This is a genomic window from Salinicola sp. MIT1003 (genome assembly GCF_001858555.1).
GTDB classification, from domain to species: Bacteria; Pseudomonadota; Gammaproteobacteria; order Pseudomonadales; family Halomonadaceae; genus Salinicola; species Salinicola salarius.
In genome coordinates this window covers 1-18,546 of sequence record NZ_MCAP01000009.1, presented here as the reverse complement: position 1 = coordinate 18,546, position 18,546 = coordinate 1, and the positions used below count along the sequence as shown (strand labels likewise).

General features: G+C 62.8%; 14 protein-coding genes and 1 pseudogene. 4 read left to right on the top strand and 11 right to left on the bottom strand.

Features of this window, described 5'->3' with window-relative positions:
* Window positions 1-309 precede the first annotated feature (309 nt).
* Together BC443_RS04345 and BC443_RS04340 are read left to right on the top strand one after the other, a co-directional pair.
* Window positions 310-1,863 (top strand): DHA2 family efflux MFS transporter permease subunit, encoded by a 1,554-nt coding sequence (locus BC443_RS04345; RefSeq protein WP_071230631.1) that lies wholly within the window; start codon window positions 310-312, stop codon window positions 1,861-1,863.
* A 37-nt stretch (window positions 1,864-1,900) separates the two neighbouring features.
* Window positions 1,901-3,088: an HlyD family secretion protein gene (locus tag BC443_RS04340; protein ID WP_071230630.1), complete on the top strand. Its 1,188-nt coding sequence runs from the start codon at window positions 1,901-1,903 to the stop codon at window positions 3,086-3,088.
* On the opposite strand, the gene BC443_RS04335 is transcribed toward BC443_RS04340, so the two are convergent.
* The 6 genes from BC443_RS04335 to BC443_RS04310 all read right to left on the bottom strand — a co-directional run bounded on the left by BC443_RS04335 (window position 3,089) and on the right by BC443_RS04310 (window position 10,603).
* Window positions 3,089-3,904 carry an MBL fold metallo-hydrolase gene (locus tag BC443_RS04335; RefSeq protein ID WP_071230629.1) on the bottom strand — a complete coding sequence of 272 codons (816 nt, stop codon included), beginning with the start codon at window positions 3,902-3,904 and terminating at the stop codon, window positions 3,089-3,091.
* A gap of 84 nt (window positions 3,905-3,988) precedes the next feature.
* Entirely contained in the window at window positions 3,989-4,924 is a 936-nt protein-coding gene (locus BC443_RS04330; RefSeq protein ID WP_210766246.1) for a DNA/RNA non-specific endonuclease, read from the bottom strand.
* Window positions 4,925-5,017: 93 nt separating this feature from the next.
* Window positions 5,018-6,730 (bottom strand): thiamine pyrophosphate-dependent enzyme, encoded by a 1,713-nt coding sequence (locus BC443_RS04325; RefSeq protein ID WP_071230627.1) that lies wholly within the window; start codon window positions 6,728-6,730, stop codon window positions 5,018-5,020.
* 784 nt (window positions 6,731-7,514) lie between these two features.
* The gene (locus BC443_RS04320; RefSeq protein WP_071230626.1) at window positions 7,515-8,642 is read right to left on the bottom strand and encodes a lactonase family protein; all 1,128 of its coding nucleotides are present in this window, start codon (window positions 8,640-8,642) and stop codon (window positions 7,515-7,517) included.
* A 116-nt stretch (window positions 8,643-8,758) separates the two neighbouring features.
* Window positions 8,759-10,174, bottom strand: coding sequence for an amidase (locus tag BC443_RS04315; RefSeq protein WP_071230625.1), 1,416 nt, complete (start codon window positions 10,172-10,174; stop codon window positions 8,759-8,761).
* 105 nt (window positions 10,175-10,279) lie between these two features.
* Window positions 10,280-10,603 carry a YrhK family protein gene (locus BC443_RS04310; protein ID WP_071230624.1) on the bottom strand — a complete coding sequence of 108 codons (324 nt, stop codon included), beginning with the start codon at window positions 10,601-10,603 and terminating at the stop codon, window positions 10,280-10,282.
* A gap of 173 nt (window positions 10,604-10,776) precedes the next feature.
* Here BC443_RS04310 and zwf point away from each other — a divergent pair, with 173 nt between their 5' ends.
* Window positions 10,777-12,378: a glucose-6-phosphate dehydrogenase gene (gene zwf, locus BC443_RS04305; protein ID WP_210766245.1), complete on the top strand. Its 1,602-nt coding sequence runs from the start codon at window positions 10,777-10,779 to the stop codon at window positions 12,376-12,378.
* Window positions 12,379-12,429: 51 nt separating this feature from the next.
* Here zwf and BC443_RS04300 read toward each other — a convergent pair whose 3' ends face one another.
* The 4 genes from BC443_RS04300 to BC443_RS04285 form a co-directional block, all read right to left on the bottom strand.
* Window positions 12,430-13,377, bottom strand: coding sequence for a cyclodeaminase (locus tag BC443_RS04300; RefSeq protein WP_071230622.1), 948 nt, complete (start codon window positions 13,375-13,377; stop codon window positions 12,430-12,432).
* A 50-nt stretch (window positions 13,378-13,427) separates the two neighbouring features.
* Window positions 13,428-14,414, bottom strand: a complete 987-nt coding sequence (gene eutB / locus BC443_RS04295) for a hydroxyectoine utilization dehydratase EutB (RefSeq protein WP_071230621.1) — start codon at window positions 14,412-14,414, stop codon at window positions 13,428-13,430.
* A 140-nt stretch (window positions 14,415-14,554) separates the two neighbouring features.
* On the bottom strand, window positions 14,555-15,955 hold the full coding sequence (locus BC443_RS04290; RefSeq protein WP_071230620.1) for an aminotransferase: 1,401 nt from the start codon (window positions 15,953-15,955) through the stop codon (window positions 14,555-14,557).
* 341 nt (window positions 15,956-16,296) lie between these two features.
* A complete protein-coding gene (locus BC443_RS04285) occupies window positions 16,297-17,760 on the bottom strand; it encodes an NAD-dependent succinate-semialdehyde dehydrogenase (protein WP_071230619.1) in 1,464 nt (487 codons plus the stop codon).
* 421 nt (window positions 17,761-18,181) lie between these two features.
* Here BC443_RS04285 and BC443_RS04280 point away from each other — a divergent pair, with 421 nt between their 5' ends.
* Window positions 18,182-18,463, top strand: a complete 282-nt coding sequence (locus BC443_RS04280; RefSeq protein ID WP_071230618.1) for a DUF1153 domain-containing protein — start codon at window positions 18,182-18,184, stop codon at window positions 18,461-18,463.
* On the opposite strand, the pseudogene BC443_RS19035 reads toward BC443_RS04280, so the two are convergent.
* Window positions 18,442-18,546 (bottom strand): annotated as a pseudogene (locus BC443_RS19035) (IS481 family transposase); the annotation flags it as partial. The gene BC443_RS04280 and the pseudogene BC443_RS19035 overlap by 22 nt on opposite strands.

Here is an 18,546-nt window from a genome sequence, read left to right as displayed (position 1 = left end):
CGCCGATGTCGAAGCATCAGCACGTTCCGCGACCTTAGTCGCAAGCACCTTGAAAGTCAGACAACTGAATCGGGATAATCGATTAGCGAGCAAAAAATAGACGCGTTATCGATTCGCCTGCTTTCTTAGACGCCGGACTCCACGCCCTGTCAGGGGCTTCCGGATCGATTTTCCTGCCCAGGTTGGATGCTCACTGCCTCGTCTACCCGCGTGGCCTTGGACGGTATCGCGTCAACGAAACGAACAAGGACAACCATTGCCTTTCACCCGCCGGACGGCCTCCACCATCGATAGCCGGGATGACGACGCATGACGCAGGTCGAGCAGTTCTTCGAGCGCTACGGCCCGCGCTACAAGCTCTGGGTCACGCTTACCGTCATGCTGGGCCTGGTAGCTCTGGGCATGTCGATCACCATCGTCAACGTGGCCATCCCTTACATCAAGGGGGCGTTCGGCATGAGCGACTCCCAGGTCCAGTGGCTTTCCACTGGATTTCTGGCGTCGACGACCGTATCGCTGCTGGTGGCGCCATGGCTGGTTGCCGCCGTCGGCCAACGAGCGACTTTCATCGGGTTGCTGCTGGCCTTCATCGCCGCCTCGATCCTGGGGGGATTGGGTCAGGGCATGGCCGCGCTGGTCGCTGCCAGGATCGTTCAAGGCGGCATGACCGGGCTGATCCGGCCGGTGGCGATGCAGGCGCTGTTCGCGGCCTATCCGCCCGAAGGTCGCGGCATGGCGACCGCCATGTACGGCATGTGTCTGGGTTTGCCGTTGACGCTGGCCACCGTAATCGGCGGCTGGCTGGTGGAGCATTTCACCTGGCGCTACGTCTTCTTCGTGACCCTGCCGATCTGCGCGGCGGCCATTGTGATGGGCTTCTTCTTCCTGCCATCGCGGGAACACAAAGGACCGCGCCCGCCGTTCGACTGGGCCGGTGTCGTGCTGCTGTTCGTCGCCGTCTTCTCGCTGCTGGCGGCGCTCTCCAACGGTCAACGCTGGGGCTGGTACGACCCGCGCGTGTCGGAACTGGTTCTGCTGGCCACGCTCTGCGGCGCCGGCTTCGTCGCCTGGCAGAACCGGATCTCTCATCCGCTTCTGGATCTCGCGATCTTCGGCCACCGCACCTTCGTCGTCGGCACGCTGGCGATGGGCCTGTTCGGCGGTACCTTCTACGGCATCATGTACCTGCTGCCCCAGTTCGTGCAGGCGGTGCTGCACTACAGTCCCATTACCGCAGGCAAGATATTCCTGCCCTCGACGCTGGTCCTCGCCGTGCTGGTACCCCTGGTCGGCTGGCTAAGCGACCGCTATCCACCGCACTGGATCACCCTGCCGGGGCTGGCCTGTGCGCTGCTCTCGGTGTGGTTGATGGCGCAGATGGACTGGAACACCTCGTTTTTCTATCTCGCCATGGCCATGGCCGTGCTATCGGTCGGCATGGCCGCGTTCCCGCCGCCGACGTTGTCCAACGCCATCGCGGGCTTGCCCGGCCATCTCACCGGCCATGGCTCGGGTGCGATCAACTTCGCTCTGCAACTGGGCGGCGCTCTGGGCACGGCAGGCCTGGTCATTCTTCTGGATCGACAGACCGCCTTTCACGGCCAATACCTGAACGCCGGCGTCAATGCCGACAACGCCATCGCTCGGCAGCAGTTGGGCCAGTTATCCGAACTGGTCGGCCGCCTGGGAGTGCCCGATACCCAGCAGCAGGCGATGGCCGGTTATCTGATGGGTCGCATCGAGTCGATCTGGGCCTCGATCCTCGCCTATCAGGATGGCTTCTGGATTCTGATCGGTAGCCTGTTTCTCGTCGTCGTGCCCTCGCTGTTGCTCAGCCGTTGGCGGGGCCTGCCTCGCACCTGATTCCGTTCACTCGATCATCGAAGGACCCGTTTGCGCCATGACCGCTGACTCAGCTCGACCCGCCAAGCGCCGCCTGCCACGCAGCGGCAAACTGTTGATACTCGCCATCGTCGTGGTGCTGTGTCTGATCTGGATCGGCCTGGCCATCGCCCATCGCCTGTCGCACGTCAGCGCCCAGGATGCGCGCGTGATGGCCGATCAGGTGACCGTCAGCAGCCGGTTGGGCGGCTGGGTAACGACGTTCGAGTTGACCGAGGGCGATACGCTGCATCGCGGTGATGCCGTGGCGACCCTCTACGACAAGCCGGATCAGCGCAAGCTTGAGGCGTTGACGGCCAACGTGGCCACGCAACAGGCGCGGCTGGATTACGAGAGAGCGCGGCTGTCGATGGCCGAGAAGCAGCTCAAAGGTGGCATGAACCTGACGCACCGCCAGCTCGAGGCCAGCAAGGCCGCCGAGAAGGCCTCTCAAGCACGGCTGACCCAGGCCGAGCGGGACTTCCGGCGTTCCGATACGCTGTATAAGAAGCACTCCGTTTCCGAACAGCGCCGTGATCAGGACTACTACGCTTACCAGGCAGCGCTCGCCGAACATGCCCAGGCCCAGCAGGAGGTTCAGGTCAGCCAGGCACTAGCCGACAATGCTCAGGTCGGCTTCATCAATGGCTCGCAGATGCCGCTGCCCAATCCGAACGTACTGCGCCAGCAGGTGCAGATTGCCCGCCAGGAGCTGGCCGAAGCCGAGGCGAAACTGGAGCAGGAGCAGCTTCGCATCGCCGATCTGCAGATCGACAGCCCGATCGACGGCGTGATCAACAAGACGCTGATCGATCAGGGCGAGTACGTCAGTGCCGGCCAGCCGATCCTGATGATGCACGACCCCTCGAAGCTGTGGGTGGAGGCCAACGTCAAGGAAACCGACATCGGCGCGCTACGCGTCGGCCAGCCCGTCGCTATCACCGTCGACGCCTTTCCCGATCAGACCTTCAGCGGTCATGTCGCCGTCATCGGTCGTGCCGCCACCAGCCAGTTCGCGCTGTTACCGGACCCCAACCCCTCAGGCAACTTCACCAAGATCACCCAGCGAATTCCCGTGCGCATCCGTTTCGACGATGGCCCCATCGATCTCATTGGCCCCGGCATGATGGTCGAGGTAGACATCGATATCAGCGGTGACGGCGAATCCCGGCCGACTTCTCGACCCGATACCGATTCGGCGAGCTGATCACGTCGAGACGTTGGGCTGGCCCCGCAGCGCCCGACAGTGGCGCTGCGCCGATTCCTCGATGACATGCTTGGCATCGATCAGAATTTCGCGACCCCAGAAAGCGGAGTAAGCGCTGTCGAACGCTATCGGCCTGAGACGCTGTGCAATGCTCTCGACCGTTCCCGCGTCCAGCGGAATGTTGTTGGGATAGGACCACATGAACGATGCCATGCGGTCCGGCGTGATCAGTAGCGTATCGCCGGTCAGTAGTATTTCGTGCTCGGGCCAGTGCAGCACGCTGGCACCGGGGAAATGACCGCCCAGTCGATATACGTCGATACCGGGCAGTATCTCGCGTGACTCCCCTTCCCAGAACTCGATGCGCGCATCCGGCACGGTGACCCAGTCACGATCCGCCGCGTGAACGTAAACGGGGCAGTCGAACGCCTGCCCCCACTCTGCCATGGTACTGAAGTAGTGTGGATGCGACAGCACGATGGCATCGAGCCCGCCGAGCCCTTCGATGATTTCGATGGTGGCCTCGTCGAGCAGCGTCAGGCAGTCCCACAGCACATTGCCGGCTGGCGTGCGCAACAAAAAGGCGCGCTGGCCGATGGCGAAATGGGGAACCGTGCCGATGGCGGTCAAGCCCGGCGCCATATGACGGAACAGGTTGCTGTGACCGGCCGCCAGCTCACTCGGCGTCGTCCACTGCTGCCCCTCGATGGGCACGTACTGGCGTTCGTCCTCGCAGATCGCGCAGTGCTCCGGCGGTGACTCGCTAGAAGGATATTGCACACCGCAGGTGGCGCAGATAAAACCGTGATTACGCATTTCGACCTCCTTGATGAAAGACGCTCCCTCGTCCCTGTTCAACGTGGCTGGAAGTGAACGGCACCCGCCGCTCGCCTCCGCGAATCAGATTCGGATGTCCGAAGGTCCGCGGATCTCGGCTTCGATACGCGTGCCGGTCTCTCGCTCTTCGTTGGAAAAGCCGTCGAAATTCGCCAGCTCGCCGAAATCGAGCTGCGTCAGCGTCTCGATACGTGCCACGCTGCGCTGGTAGGTCTTGTACTGCCCGAACATGAAGCCTAGCTGGTCCAGGTCATCGGCCTGTTCGATCATGTAGGCCGTGGCCGAGGGCCGCTCGTCCTCACCCATGAACGCCACCACTTTCCAGTAGGCTTCGGGGATCTGGACGCCGCGATATCGGCGGTCGCCTTCTCTAAACACCGGCCCGGTGAAGACGCTGATGCGCTGACGGTCCGCTCTGGCGTGCTCGAGCAGATAATCCTCCAGTCCCAGCCACGTCTGCTGATTGAAGCCAGCCATCTGCGGCGTGCAGTTGGTGAAGTGGAAGGTATCGGCATTGGCCTGCTCGGCGTCGCTGCCCCAGTTGGCCGAGGTCCGGCGCACCAGATGCCCGCGATCCAGTGGATTGCGGGCATAAAGCGATTCGCCAACTTGCCGATCTTCCGCCAGCCGCGGATCGAACCGCCAGTCGTCATTCTCTCGCGGCACGTCGACCAGCTCACGTCCGTCGAGATTGAGCGCAGTGAAAATCGCCAGCCTTCGCGAGCGAGACATCACGATGGAGAAGTGGGTGTAATCGAGGCTGCCTTCCTCGCTACCGGCCACTGGCGTTACATCCTCGAAGAGATCGCCCACGGGCGCTGGCAGGGGAACGACGATCTTGCTCAGAAAGTTTTTGTCGTAGCCCTGACGATTAGCCAATTCCTCGAGGGATGTCGCCTGCGCTCGCGGGTGGTCAAATGCCGCCGTCGGCGTGAAAGGTCGCTTATCGACCAGCCGACGCATGTCGCGCAACCGGGGACGATCATTGACTTGGCTCATTCGGGTTCTCCTGGCCAACCACAATTCATCGGGCATTGCCGTCAGCCTGTCAGCGGATCGTTACCACACGCTGACAGGCCCGGGGAACATGACCTACTTCCAGAAATTGCTCTTCATCAGATCGACCACATCGCTCATGCGACCGTTGAGCACCGCCTTGCCCGAGTAGAGCGCGGTGGAGGTCACCTGCCCCGGCTCGACCTTGGGCGGCATCACCAGCTCCATGCGATTGACCTTGACATCGAGAATCGCCGGCCCCGGATGGGCCAGCCATTCGGCAATGGCGTGCTTGAGTTCGTGCTCCTGCTCGACCCGCCGACCCCACAGACCGATGGAGTGAGCCAGCAGCCCGAAGTCCGGATTCTCCAGATCGGTGTAGCTGTCGAGCAGGCCGTCGACCTTCTGCTCCAGCTCGACGAAGCCCAGCGAGCTGTTATTGAAGACGACGATCTTGAGCGGAATCTTCTCCTGCTTCAGCGTCAGCAGATCGCCCATCAGCATGGTCATGCCGCCATCGCCGCACATGGCGATGACCTGACGCCCGGGGAACGCCTTCTGTATGCCGATCGCCTGGGGATAGGCATTGGCCATGGTGCCGTGGACGAGGCTCGACAGCGTGCGGCGCTTCCCGTTGGTACGAATGTGCCGAAGCATCCAAACCATCGGGCTGCCGGCATCGGCGGTGAAGATGGCATCGTCGTGGGCGGCTTCGTCGAGCGCCAGCGTCAGTTCCTGCGGATGGATCAGCCCGTCGTCGCTGGACTCGTGCGCATCGCGCTCCAGTGCCTTGTGATAGCTCTTGCGGCACCGCTCCAGCCATTTCGTGTCGCTATGCTCGTCGACGATCTGGGCGAGCGCAGCACAGGTATCGCGCACGCTGCCGAGCAGGCCGACGTCGACGGGATGTCGCTTGCCGATCTGCTGCGGATCGATATCGACCTGAATGATCGTCGCTTTCTCCGGGTAGAACTGGGTCCAGGCGAAGCTGCAGCCCAGCAGCAGCAAGGTGTCGCACTCGGCAACGGCATGGTAACCGCCGGCCAGCCCGAAGACGCCGGTCATGCCGACCTCGAACGGGTTGTCTGGCTCGATGAAATCCTTGGCCCTCGAGGTCCACGCCACGGGCGCCTTCAGCTTGGCCGCCAGCGCCATCACCTCATTGCGCGCGTGCTGACAGCCGGAGCCCGCGAAAATGGATATCTTGCCGCCGGCGTTGAGCGCCTTGATGGCCGGCACCAGTTCCTCGGCGCTCGGACGAGCGATCGGATCGAAACGATGCACCCGATAGGGCAGATCCTGGCTCGGTTTCTGCGTGAACAGGTCCCCATGCACGATCAGCACCGCCACGCCGTTCTTCGACAACGCCGCCTGTGCTGCCAACGCTGTCATCCTACGCGCCTGGTCGGGGTTGATGATCGTCTCGCAGAAGACGCTGTACTGCTCGTAGATCGGCTTGGGGTCGACATCCTGCGGGAAGCCGATGCCGGTATCGGCGGTGCCGACCTGAGAAGCGATCAACACTACCGGCGAACCGCTGCGATGGGCTTCGAACAGCCCGTTGACGAAGTGCAGCGTGCCCGGACCGCAGGTACCGGCGCACAGCGCCAGCTCCCGGGTCATGTAGGCTTCGCCACCGGCGGCGAAACCGCCGACCTCCTCGTGGCGAACATGCACCCATTCGAGATCGCTGCGCCGGATCGCGTCGGTAAAATGATTGATGGTGTCGCCAACCACGCCATAGCAGCGCTTGGCGCCGGCTTCGGCCAGGGTTTCGACGATGATCTCGGCAACATTCTGATGGCTCATGATGCGACTCCTTTCGCGGCAACGAAAGCCAGCAGCGCCATACTCACGGTTCGGTGCATGGTCTCCGGCAGTCGATGCCATAGCGGCCCGATGAACTGGGGATGAAAGACAACTGAACGACGACTCACTCTCGCGGCGCTCTCCTCAAGCGTAGCTGGCCGCTCGGATTTTACCGTCCGATCGAATTGACAGGCGGATCGAGTTTGCCAATCGAGTGCATCCGTCGCTCAAAGAGCCATCGAAGGCCTCCAGCGGTTTCTCGTCACCAGAGTCGTAGCGGACCCAGAGTCGTAGCGGACATTGCCACGCGCCTGGTCTGATCACGCACTACGTACAGGGCTCCATCGTTCCCGCGCTTGAAGGCAGGCACGATACCTATCGAGCCATGAGGGAACAGGCGACGGCGACCTTGCGACATCCTCGCATGGCCGGACGGGACAACCTGGGTTACAGGGCTCAATGAATACAGAGCGAAGAACGCGTCGATATGCAGATCGACACGATGCAGACCGCCATGACCTTCGATGGCAAACGCAGGATATGGGCCGGATTCATCCCGCTTCGAGATATTCGTCAGTGACGGAGCGCCTTTTGCCCTGTGCCATCAGTGGCGCCTGACGACCAGGGCAACAAACGCAAAATCCCCGATCGAATCATTCGACCGGGGATTCCTTGGCACGAACTCTCTACTCGAGGTGGCGATGCCTGTTCGGGTCAGTGGTGTGACTTCGCCACGGGATGGCGCGGCTTCACGGAATACCGGCGTTTACGCCACGGCCTGTGCTCAGTCAAAGGTGACGATCTCGACCCAGTTGGCGTTTTTGCCGGTTGGCGCTTCGTCGACCCGGGTCAGCTCTCCTGTCTGCGGTGCAATTCGGTAGAGGCCCACCTCATCGTCGAGCTGTCCTGAGACGACCATGAAGCGCCCGCTCGGGTCGATGTTGAAACCGCGCGGCTGTTTCTCTACCTCGGTGGTGCGCAGGAACGTCAATTTGCCGCTATCCGGATCAGCCTCGAAGGCACTGATGCGGCTGCGCGTACGCTCGCTGATATAGACGAAGCGGCCGTCCGGCGTCGTGTGGATGTCCGCCGCCCAGATACGTGGCGTGTCGTCACCGGCGGGAATGTCCTCGCGGGCCATGCCGCGAATCAGCTTCGAGGACGCTGGAACGCCCGTTGCCGTGCCCAGTGCGGTGAGCTGACCGCTCTGCTCGTCGTAGGCGTAAGTCGTGACTGCACCGGAAAATTCCCCCAATACATAGACGAAGCGTCCATCGGGCGAGAACACGAAGTGACGCGGCCCGGTCTGAGACGGGGTCGACACCGCGGCCGACGACAACGGGGACAGCTTTCCGCTTGCGCCATCGAAGCGGTACTGCACGAGCTGGTCCTCGCCCAGGTTGGTGGCGTAGGCGAAACGACCGTCAGGCGAGGCGTGCATGGCGTGCGCGCGCTGGCCCGTCGGCAGCGTCGCCTGAGCATCACCGATCACGCCCTGTGCATCGACAGGACTGACGCTGAGCAGATCATCGCTATAGGAGGCGGCAAACAGGTAGCGACCGCTGGGGTCGACGTCCACGTTCGCCATGCTGGCCGGCAGAGAACCCGCGCCCTGACGGCTCAACTCGCCGTTGGTGGGGTCGAGACGAAAGCTCACTACCTGGGGAGGTTCATTGCGCAGCGTCGCATAGAGATGAAGATGATCGGGACTCAACGCCAACGGCATGACCTCGCCACCTGTCGGTGTCTTCGCCAGCGGCTCCAGCGCTCCCCGGTCGCGATCCAGGGAGTAGCTGGAGATGACGCCATCGCCCGCGTTCGAGACATAGACGTAAGTCGCCGCCTGAGCGGCAACCCCATGCAGCGTCAAACAAAATCCGGCAGTTAGTGCAGCGAGCGTCGTCCGAGTCATTGGGTTCCATCCGTTCGGGTTGAATGTTTCGTCTATTCATTCAAGCTCAATTGTCATACAAACCCTATGCCCCTTTGGTTGAGACAAGCGAGTCGAGCCAACTTGCAATCGTGTCGCTACAACTTCTGCGCGGGATCGGGCACGCGCGGAAACCGCGGCGGATGGGCTTTCATGTAGGCGTGACAGGCTCGCAGGACGCGGACATCATCGTGCTTGCCACCGGCGAGCTGGAACCCCACCGGCAGGCCGGATTCGGTGAAACCGCAGGGAACGGACGCCGCCGGCTGCTGGCTCAGGTTGAACGGATAGGAGAATGGCGCCCACTCTTCCCAGTCGCGCATGCCGCTGCCGGGCGGGACTTCGTGACCCGCCTCGAACGGCTCGATCGGTACGGTCGGCGTCATCAACAGATGATAATCCTGATTGAAGCGCTCCAGGCCCTCGGTGAAATTGGCTCGGCGACCCAGCGCCTGGAACAGGTCGAGCGCGCTCCACTGCTGCGCGGTACGCGCATTGGCAACGAGGCCCGGATCGAGCTGTTCGCGCTGCCGGTCGCTGCATTTCGACCAGAAATCCAGCGACGCGGTAAACCAGAGCTTCTGGAAGATATCGATCGGCGACTCGAACCCCGGGTGAATCTCCTCGACCTCGGCGCCAAGCTGCTCGAGATTGCGAGCCGCTTCGCGCACGCGAGCGGCGACCTGGTCATCGACCTCGGCATAGCCCAAGGTCGGCGAGTAGGCGATGCGCAGCCCGCGCAGATCCTTGCCGAGATCGGCCCCCCAATCCTTCGGCTGGCCCCGCGTGGCGTAAGGGTCACGATAGTCGTAGCGCCCGATCACGTTGAGCATGCGTACCGCGTCCTCGACGCTGCGGGTCAACGGGCCGATATGAGAGAGCGAAGGTTCTGTCGCCGGCGGCCATTGTGGTGTCCAGCCGTAGGTGGGCTTGAAGCCGAAGACGCCGGTGAACGCGGCGGGAATGCGGATCGAGCCGCCGGAGTCGCCCCCCTGATGCAGCACGCCCATGTTGAGCGCGGCAGCGGCAGCGGCCCCGCCGGAAGACCCGCCCGGCGTCAGGCGCGTATCCCAGGGATTGTAGCTGGCACCGAACACCCGATTGTCGGTCACCGCTTTCCAGCCGAATTCCGGCGTATTGGTCTTGCCGAGAATCACCGCCCCGGCTTCGCGAAGCATTCGGGCCGGCGGGCAGTCCTCCTCGCACGGCGCTTCAGACGTGGTCAGCGAACCGCCGCGCGCCGGCATGCCGGCCACCTCGGCCAGATCCTTCATCGATACGGGAATGCCATCGATGGCGCTCAACGGCTTGCCCTGCCCCCAGCGCCTTGCCGACGCCTTGGCGGCCTTTTCGGCCCCCTCGCGGTCGACATGAACGTAGGCGTTCACGGCGTCGTTGAAGCGGTCGATGCGATCGAGCGCCGCCCGCGTCGCCTCCAGCGGCGAGGCCTCGCCGGACCGATAGAGTTGCTCCAGCTTTCCCGCGTCCAGATTGCCAAGGTCAGTGTCGCTCACGATTCCTCCACGTCCTGTGGTACGAGTTTCATGTCACCAAGGTTAGTCGGCGTTCTGAAAAGCGCGCAACGTCGCTACCGGAAGGATGTGATGACTTTCAGCACCTCAGAAATCGTGCTCGGCCTCGGACGGAGAGGACGAGGTGGCGTTCATGCGCTGCAGGTGCAGGCGCCGAAGCAGGCGGATGACCGGACGAATCAGCATCTCGATACTGCCGATCACGAACAGCCAGGTACCGGCATACGTCAGGGAGTCGTAGAAGAAGAAAATGCTGCCGATCACGAACCAGATGCCGATCAGAATATCGTTGACGATGCTCACGACTTCATAGCGCTGGCGAATGACCAGCTCATCCCGGCCGAAGTGAAGAGTCAGTGGTTCATTGGCGCTGTTTGAATGGGCGTCACGCTGTCGTGTCCTCTCGTTCATGTCACTTTCGCTCCCTTCGAGATTGATCACGACATTCTGGTTCAGCCCACCGTGCTCCGCAAAGGCAGCGCCCGGCTCGAAGCGGATTCACTGGCTCCCGTGCGGATTGTCTTCCATGATGAAGTCGAACGAGACGACCTGCTCCGGCAACCGACATGAAGAGGTGAAAGTCCGTGTCCCATTCGATGCAAGCGCAGTACGAGCAGACGCCAGCGGCCGACAACACCACGATGTTCGTCTTCGGTGCCGGCGGCGATCTGGTGAAACGGCTGCTGATTCCTTCGCTCTACAATCTGGACCGGGATCAGCTGATCGATCCCAACATGCGGATCGTCGGCGTCGATCTCGCCGAGCATGACGACGCGGGATTTCGCGCCCATCTCAAGCAGTTCATTGCCGACAAGGCCGCCGATCACCACTCGGAAGGCCGCGGCAGCGCACTGGACGAATCGCGCTGGCGCGAATTCGAGCAGCGGCTCCATTATCTGCAGGGCGACTTCACCGACGAGGCGATTTACCGCCAGATCGAGGACGCGATTGCGTCATCCGACAGCGGCAATGCAATCTTCTATTGCGCGACCGCATCCCGCTTCTTTGGCGAGATTGCAAGGCAATTGGGTCAGGCCGGATTACTGACGGAGCAAGGCGGGAACTATCGCCGGGTCATCGTCGAAAAGCCGTTCGGCCATGATCTCGAGTCAGCCCGGGAATTGAATGCCGAATTGCTCAAGGTCATGCGGGAAGATCAGATCTACCGGATCGACCATTTCCTCGGCAAGGAGACGGTTCAGAACATCCTCGTCGCCCGTTTCGCCAACGTGCTGTTCGAGCCGTTCTGGAACAACCACTACATCGATCACATCCAGATCACCGCCGCGGAAACGGTCGGCGTCGAGGAGCGGGCCGCCTTCTACGACAAGGCCGGGGCCATGCGCGACATGGTGCCCAATCACCTGTTCCAGCTACTCGCCATGGTCGCCATCGAGCCGCCAGCCGCGTTTGGCGCGGATGCCCTGCGCAGCGAAAAATCGAAGGTGCTGGGCGCCATTCGCCCCTGGACGACGGATGAGGCCGCCCACAACTCGGCGCGCGGACGCTACGAGTCAGGCACGCTCGGCGACCGCCAGGTGCCCGGTTATCTCGAGGAGAAAGGCGTCGACGCCGATAGCCAGACCGAAACCTTCGTCGCCATGAAAGTGATGGTCGACAACTGGCGCTGGATCGGCGTGCCGTTCTATCTGCGTACCGGCAAGCGCATGAGCGCGCGGGACACCGAAATCGCGATCTGCTTCAAGCCAGCGCCCTACGCGCAGTTTCGCAACACCGACGTGGAGCGGATGGCCTCCAACTGGCTGATCATCCAGATCCAGCCCAACGAAGGCATGTGGTTCGACTTCCAGGCCAAACGGCCCGGCCCCGAGCTGGAAATGGACACCGTCAAGATGGGCTTTGCCTACAAGGACTTCTTCGACCTGCCTGCCGTCACCGGCTACGAGACGTTGATCTACGACTGCCTGACCGGAGACCAGATGCTGTTCCAGCGCGCCGACACCATCGAGAACGGCTGGCGAGCCGTGCAGCCGTTTCTGGAAGCCTGGTCCCGCGAAGCGGAGTCCGGCAGGTCCGGGATCGAAGGCTACTCCGCCGGCACCGACGGCCCCACCGGCGCCCATGAACTGATCCAGCGTGACGGCCGCCTGTGGCACAAGGTCGGCGAACCCACCGGCCCCGGCGTGGCGCCGGTACCGAAACGTGGCGAGAAGTCGCCTTCATGAGATTCGGCGCTCGGCGAGACCGCCGAGCGCTTCATACGTCTTTCGAACGTCTCACGACACCAGCCGGCCCAGTGCGAATCCGGCGATGGCGGTGTCCTGCACGCCGGTACCGGTGAGATCGCAGACGGTGATCTGCGAATCCGTCGCGCGCAGACTCTTGCCGGACGCGATCACCTTGCCCAGCTCGTTGACAGTGAACGGCGGCTGGTGGCCGGCGTAGGCCTTGAGCTCACCGTTGCTCTCGCTCTGGGTGCGGGTATCGGCGACGAAATGATCGGCCCGCTCCAGCACCGAACTATCGAGTTCGCGCTTCTCCGGGCTATCGGAGCCCATGGCGGTGACATGGACGCCCGCGCGCAGATGCTCGCCGCTCAACAGGGGCTCCCGCGACGGCGTGGTAGTGACGATGATGTCCGCCTCGCGGCAGGCGTCGGCGATATCGGTATGCACCGCCACGGTCAGCCCGTACGTTTCCTGCATCCGTGCCGCGTAGGCTTCGGCCTTCTTCACGTCCCGCGCCCAGACATCCAGCGTGTCGATGTCTCGTACCAGCTTGAGCGCGGCGACCTGCAGTTCCGCCTGCAACCCGGCCCCCAGCACGGTGACGCGCTTGCTGTCGGCGCGGGAAAGATGCTTCGCGGCGATGGCCCCGGCCAGCGCGGTGCGAATATCGGTGAGATAGCCTTCGTCGAACAGCACCGCCTCGACCAGCCCGGTCTTCGCCGAGAACACAATCATCAGGCCGTTGAGGCTCGGCAGCCCCAGTTTCGGATTGTCGAAGAAGCCCGGGCTGACCTTGATCGCGAAGCGCGAGTTGCCCTTGATATGTGCAGTCTTGACGTCGACCTCGCCGTTGGCCTCCTCGATTGCCATCGACAGAATTGGCGGCTGGACGACATTGCCCTCGCCCAGCGCGCGAAAGCCGGCTTCGACGGCTTCAAGAGCGGCATGATCGAGCGTGACGACGTTCTGAATCTGTTCGCGGTTGTAGAGTTCCATCGCAGTGACTCCTGATTCCATTCGTTCGAATTCGTTTGTTGTCCGGACCTTCAGCGTTCCGGATAGTCGATCAGTGTCCTCGCCCGCATCAACGTCTCGGCATCCACACCATTGCCCGAGACGATTAGCGCCACCTTTTCGCCACGGATATCGATGGCGTGCTCCTCGATCGCGGCGAGCCCGACCACCGCAGCGCCTTCGACCAGCATCTTCTCCTGCTCGAAGAAATGAAGCATGGCGCGGGCAATGGCCGCTTCCGAGACCTGGTGGTGATCGTCCATCACCTCGCGGACCAGCTCGAAGGTGCAGCGGTTGTCGAGACCGATCCCGCCACCGAGCGAGTCCGCCAGCGATGCTTCCTCCTCGACCTCGACGGGCTTGCCGGCGGCCAGGCTCTCGATCATAGCCGCGCCCTCGAGCATGCTCACGCCGGTGACTCGTACCTTAGGGTTGATCCCCTTCACCGCGCGACCGATGCCGCCCAGCAGACCGCCGCCGGAGAGTCCGATCAGCACCCGGTCCAATTCGGGAAGATCTTCCATCAACTCGAGCCCGATGGTGCCCTGGCCAGCCGCGATCAACGGATCGTCGAAGGGCTCGATCAGCGCCATGCCCTCCTCGCTCACCAGCCGTCGTGCCTCGACGAAAGCATCGTCCTGGGAACGGCCGATCACGCGGGCTTCGGCACCCAGCGCCTCGATGGCGGCCACCTTGTTGGCCGGCACCAGTTCGGAGACGCAGATGATCGCGCGGGCACCGAGACGCTTCGCGGCCCACGCCACCGCGCGACCGTGATTGCCGGTGGAGGCCGTGGTCACGCCGCGCTCGAGCTGCGCGGGCGACAGCGACGCGATATTGTTGAGCGCGCCCCTGAGCTTGAACGCCCCGCTCGGCTGTAGCGTCTCGAGTTTCAGATAGACTTCGGCATCGAATCTCGCCGACAGGCTCTGGGAGAGAATCAGCGGCGTGCGCATTGCCTGGCCGGCGATGCGGCTTCGGGCCAGGTAGATGTCATGAAGCGTGACGGGGTCGGACATCGTTGGGGAATCCCGGTTGGTAAGACAAGTGCGGCAGAGTGGATCTCTCCACCCTGCCGCAGGCTTGTCGTGTCATCAAGATGATATGGCTATGGCAAGACGATGTGGCTATGGCAAGACGATGTGGCGATGGCTTCGACTTAGCCCTTGAGATCACCGCTTCGCGCCAGCTCGTCGGTCACCTTGTCGATGGCACGCTTGGCGCGGGCGATCACTTCGTCGACCTGGCCGCGGTCGATCACCAGCGGCGGCGCGAAGCCGAGGATGTCGCCGTTGGGCATGGCGCGAGCGATCAGGTTCTCTTCCAGCGCTGCGGCGGCAACGCGCGCGCCGACCTTGAGCGACGGCTCGAACGGCGTGTACTCGCCCTTGGTGGGCGCGAATTCCAGCGCGGCCATCAGCCCTTCGCCGCGGACATCACCGACCAGCGGATGCTCGCCGAAGGTCTTCTTGAGTTGGGCGTTGAAGTAGGCACCGGTTTCGGCGGCGTTGCCCACCAGATTCTCGCGTTCGATGATGTCCAGGTTGGCCATCGCGGCGGCGGCGCCCAGCGGGTGGCCGGAGTAGGTCCAGCCGTGGCCGATCGGGCCGTATTCGCCGGTGCCGTCTTCCAGCGCTTTCCATACTCTTTCGCCGACGATCACGCCGGAAAGCGGCTGGTAGGCGCTGGTCAGCCCCTTGGCGATGGTCACCAGATCCGGCTGAATGCCGTAGTGCTGGAAGCCGAATTCGCTGCCCAGACGGCCGAAGCCACTGACCACTTCATCACAGATCAGCAGGATGTCGTGGCGCTTGAGCACGGCCTGAATCTCGTCCCAGTAGCCTTCCGGCGGCGGAATGATGCCACCGGTTCCCAGCACCGGCTCGCCGATGAAGGCGCCGATGGTGTCCGGCCCTTCGCGCTGGATCATCGCTTCGAGCTGCTCGGCGCAGTAGGCGGAGAATTCGCGCTCGCTCATGTCGCCGCGCTCGCGCCGATAGTAATAAGGCGCCTTGGTATGCAGCACACCGTCGATCGGCAGATCGAAATGCTGGTGAAACGCCGGCAGGCCGGTGAGCGAACCGGCAGCGATGCTGGAGCCGTGATAGCCACGCTGGCGCGCGATGATCTTTTTCTTCTTCGGCTGGCCGATGACGTTGTGGTAGTAGCGAACCAGCTTGATCTGAGTCTCGTTGGCGTCGCTGCCGGAGAGGCCGTAGTAGACCTTGTTCAAGCCGTTGCCGGCGAGCTTGGCAATGCGCTCTGAGAGCGCGATCAGCGGCTCGTTGGAGTGGCCGACATAGGTGTGGTAGTACGCCAGTTCCTTGGCCTGGGCGTAGATCGCCTCGGCGATCTCGGTGCGCCCGTAGCCGATGTTGACGCAATAGAGCCCGGCGAAGGCATCGATCATCTCGCGGCCATCGCGATCGACGATGGAGATTCCCTTGCCACCGGTGATGACGCGCCCCGGCGCATCGCCCTGAGCGTAATCGCGCAGATGGGTGGACGCATGGAAAACGTGGCGGCGATCGTTTTCGATCAGAGCACGAGTGTCGGTCATAACCTTTCCTTAACCAGAACGAAACGCCGCCATCTGTCTGGACGGCGTTTCAGGGGCGGGCGCAGCGATCGGAGCGATCCTTGTGTAATACCCGCTTGTAGAATGTTATCTCTGGACCGGCCAGCGACGTCCAGCCGGTCATCATCAACGTCAGCGACGCGTGGGCGCGACACCGTCAGGCACCACGCCGCCGTTCACGAGACAGCGCGTAAGCGCTAGGCGAGCGGGCGAAGCGCAAGGCGCACGACACGCAGAAGCCGGAGCCTATGGGTTATAGGTGAGGACTTCGAGTATCGGGCAACGCGGCGATTCGCTCGCGCAGTCAGCGATTCCGCGCTGGCTCAAGAAGAGCTGGCCGACGGCATATTGCCCAGACAGTAATACTTCGTATCGAGATACTCGTCGAGCCCCGCCGCACCGCCCTCACGGCCGAGGCCGGACTGCTTGACGCCGCCGAACGGAATCGGCGCGCCGGTCATCTTGACGCTGTTGACGCTGACCATGCCGTACTCGAGTCCGCGCATCAGCTTCCAGATCCGGCGCACGTCATGGGTGTAGACATAGGCGGCCAGCCCGTACTCGGTATCGTTGGCGAGCCGGATGACTTCGTCGTCATCGCCGAACGCACAGACGCCTGCGACCGGCGAGAAGGTCTCCTCGCGGAACACGCGCATCTCCGGCGTGATGTCGGCCAGCAGCGTCGGCATGAAGAAGTTCTCGCCGGGGGCCTGGCCTGCGCCGCCCAGTTGACGCGCACCCTTGCTGATACCGTCCTCGACGATGCCCTTGGCCATGTCCACCGCCCGCTTGTGGATCAGTGGCCCGATATCGTTCTCCTCGAGACCGTTGCCGACTTTCAGTGCCTCCATGTGCGCCACGAATCGCTCGATGAAGGCGTCGTAGATGCCACGTTGAACGAAGATGCGGTTGGCGGCGAGACAATCCTGGCCGGCGGTCTGAAACTTGGCGGCGACCGCTTCCTTCGCCGCGGCGTCCGGGTCCATGTCGTCGCAGACGATGAACGGCGCATTGCCGCCCAGCTCCAGCGACATGCGCTTGACGCTGGACGAGCTCTGGCGCATCAGCAGCTTGCCGACGCGGGTCGAGCCGGTGAACGAGATGTTGCGGATGCGGTTGTCGTTGCACAGCACTTCGGACACGGTCGCCGGATCGCCGGTGACGACGTTGAACACGCCCGCCGGGATCCCGGCCCGTTCGGCCAGCTCGGCCAGTGCCAGCGCGGAGTATGGCGTCTCGTTGGCCGGCTTGACGATGACCGGGCAGCCCGCCGCCAGCGCGGCACCGGCCTTGCGGGTGATCATCGCCAGCGGGAAGTTCCACGGCGTGAACATCGCGGAGACGCCCACCGGCTCCTTGATCGTGCCCAGCGCCGCGTTGGGGATATGGCTGGGAATGGTCACGCCGTAGGCGCGCTTGGCCTCCTCGGCGAACCACTGAATGAAGCTGGCGCCGTAATCCACTTCACCGCGGGCATCGGCGAGCGGCTTGCCCTGTTCGCGGGTCATCAGCAGCGCCAGGTCCTCCTTGTGTTCGTGCAGCAGGCGATACCAGGCGTTGAGCTTCTCGGCCCGCTCGTGGACGTTGATCGCCCGCCATTCGGCGAAGGCGTTCTCGGCCGCCGTCACCGTGTCGGTGATCTGTGCCGCTTCGAGCAGGGCGCAATGGCCCAGGGTTTCTCCGGTGGCGGGATCGACGACCGCTTCCTCGCGGCCCTCGCTACCGTGGGTCCATTTGCCATCGACGTAGGCATACTGGCGGAAAAGCCGGGGATCGTTGAGTTTCATATCGCCTCCTGCTGGCTCTGGACAAAAAAGGCTATCGGCGGTGGGGCAGAACAAGTGGCCTATCCTGCGAGTACGATCATGGTATCGATTCGGCGACGCGGAATTTTTTTGTCTCGACTGATCAGCGGCACGCTTTCTTTCGAAAGCTCGGTCAGGAGTTGCGGTTTTTTTGGTATCCGAGCATAGCGCCCGAAAACCTCGTCATTTGACAGTTGATGAGTCTCAGATGAGATTAAAGAGCGCGTTTCAAGCTCAGTGCATAGTGGATATCGACCCGGCGCTCGTATCGTGTTACCAGCTCTCTGGAACCACTCAGCCACTTGAAGGTACGATCGCCCAGCGATGACGCCCGAGCCGTCGGCTGCCTTGAAGTGACCCCCTCCAGAACTGCACAGGGTATAGTGCAGCCAAGGAGGACAGGATGAGCGACGACAACCCCATCAAGCGATGGACCGCGAAGCGCAAGGCCACCGTGGTCATGGATATCTTCAAGGGCAAGACCACGGCTGCTGAGGTGGCTCGCCAGTACGATCTCACTGTCTCCGAGGTCGAGGGCTGGATCGATGAAGCCCAGCGCAGCATGGAAAACGGGTTCAAGGCCCGCCCCAAGGACATCCGTGAGCAGTACGAGTCCGAGCTCCGAGAGACCAAGGAGGCACTGGGCGAAGCCCATCTGCAGATCTATGTGTCGGGTCCCGTGTGATTAACCACCCGCTTGGTAAATAAGTCAGGCCGTTTAGTCTGCCATTCTTTCATCATCGCAATGGGTGATTGATGGTGCAGTGC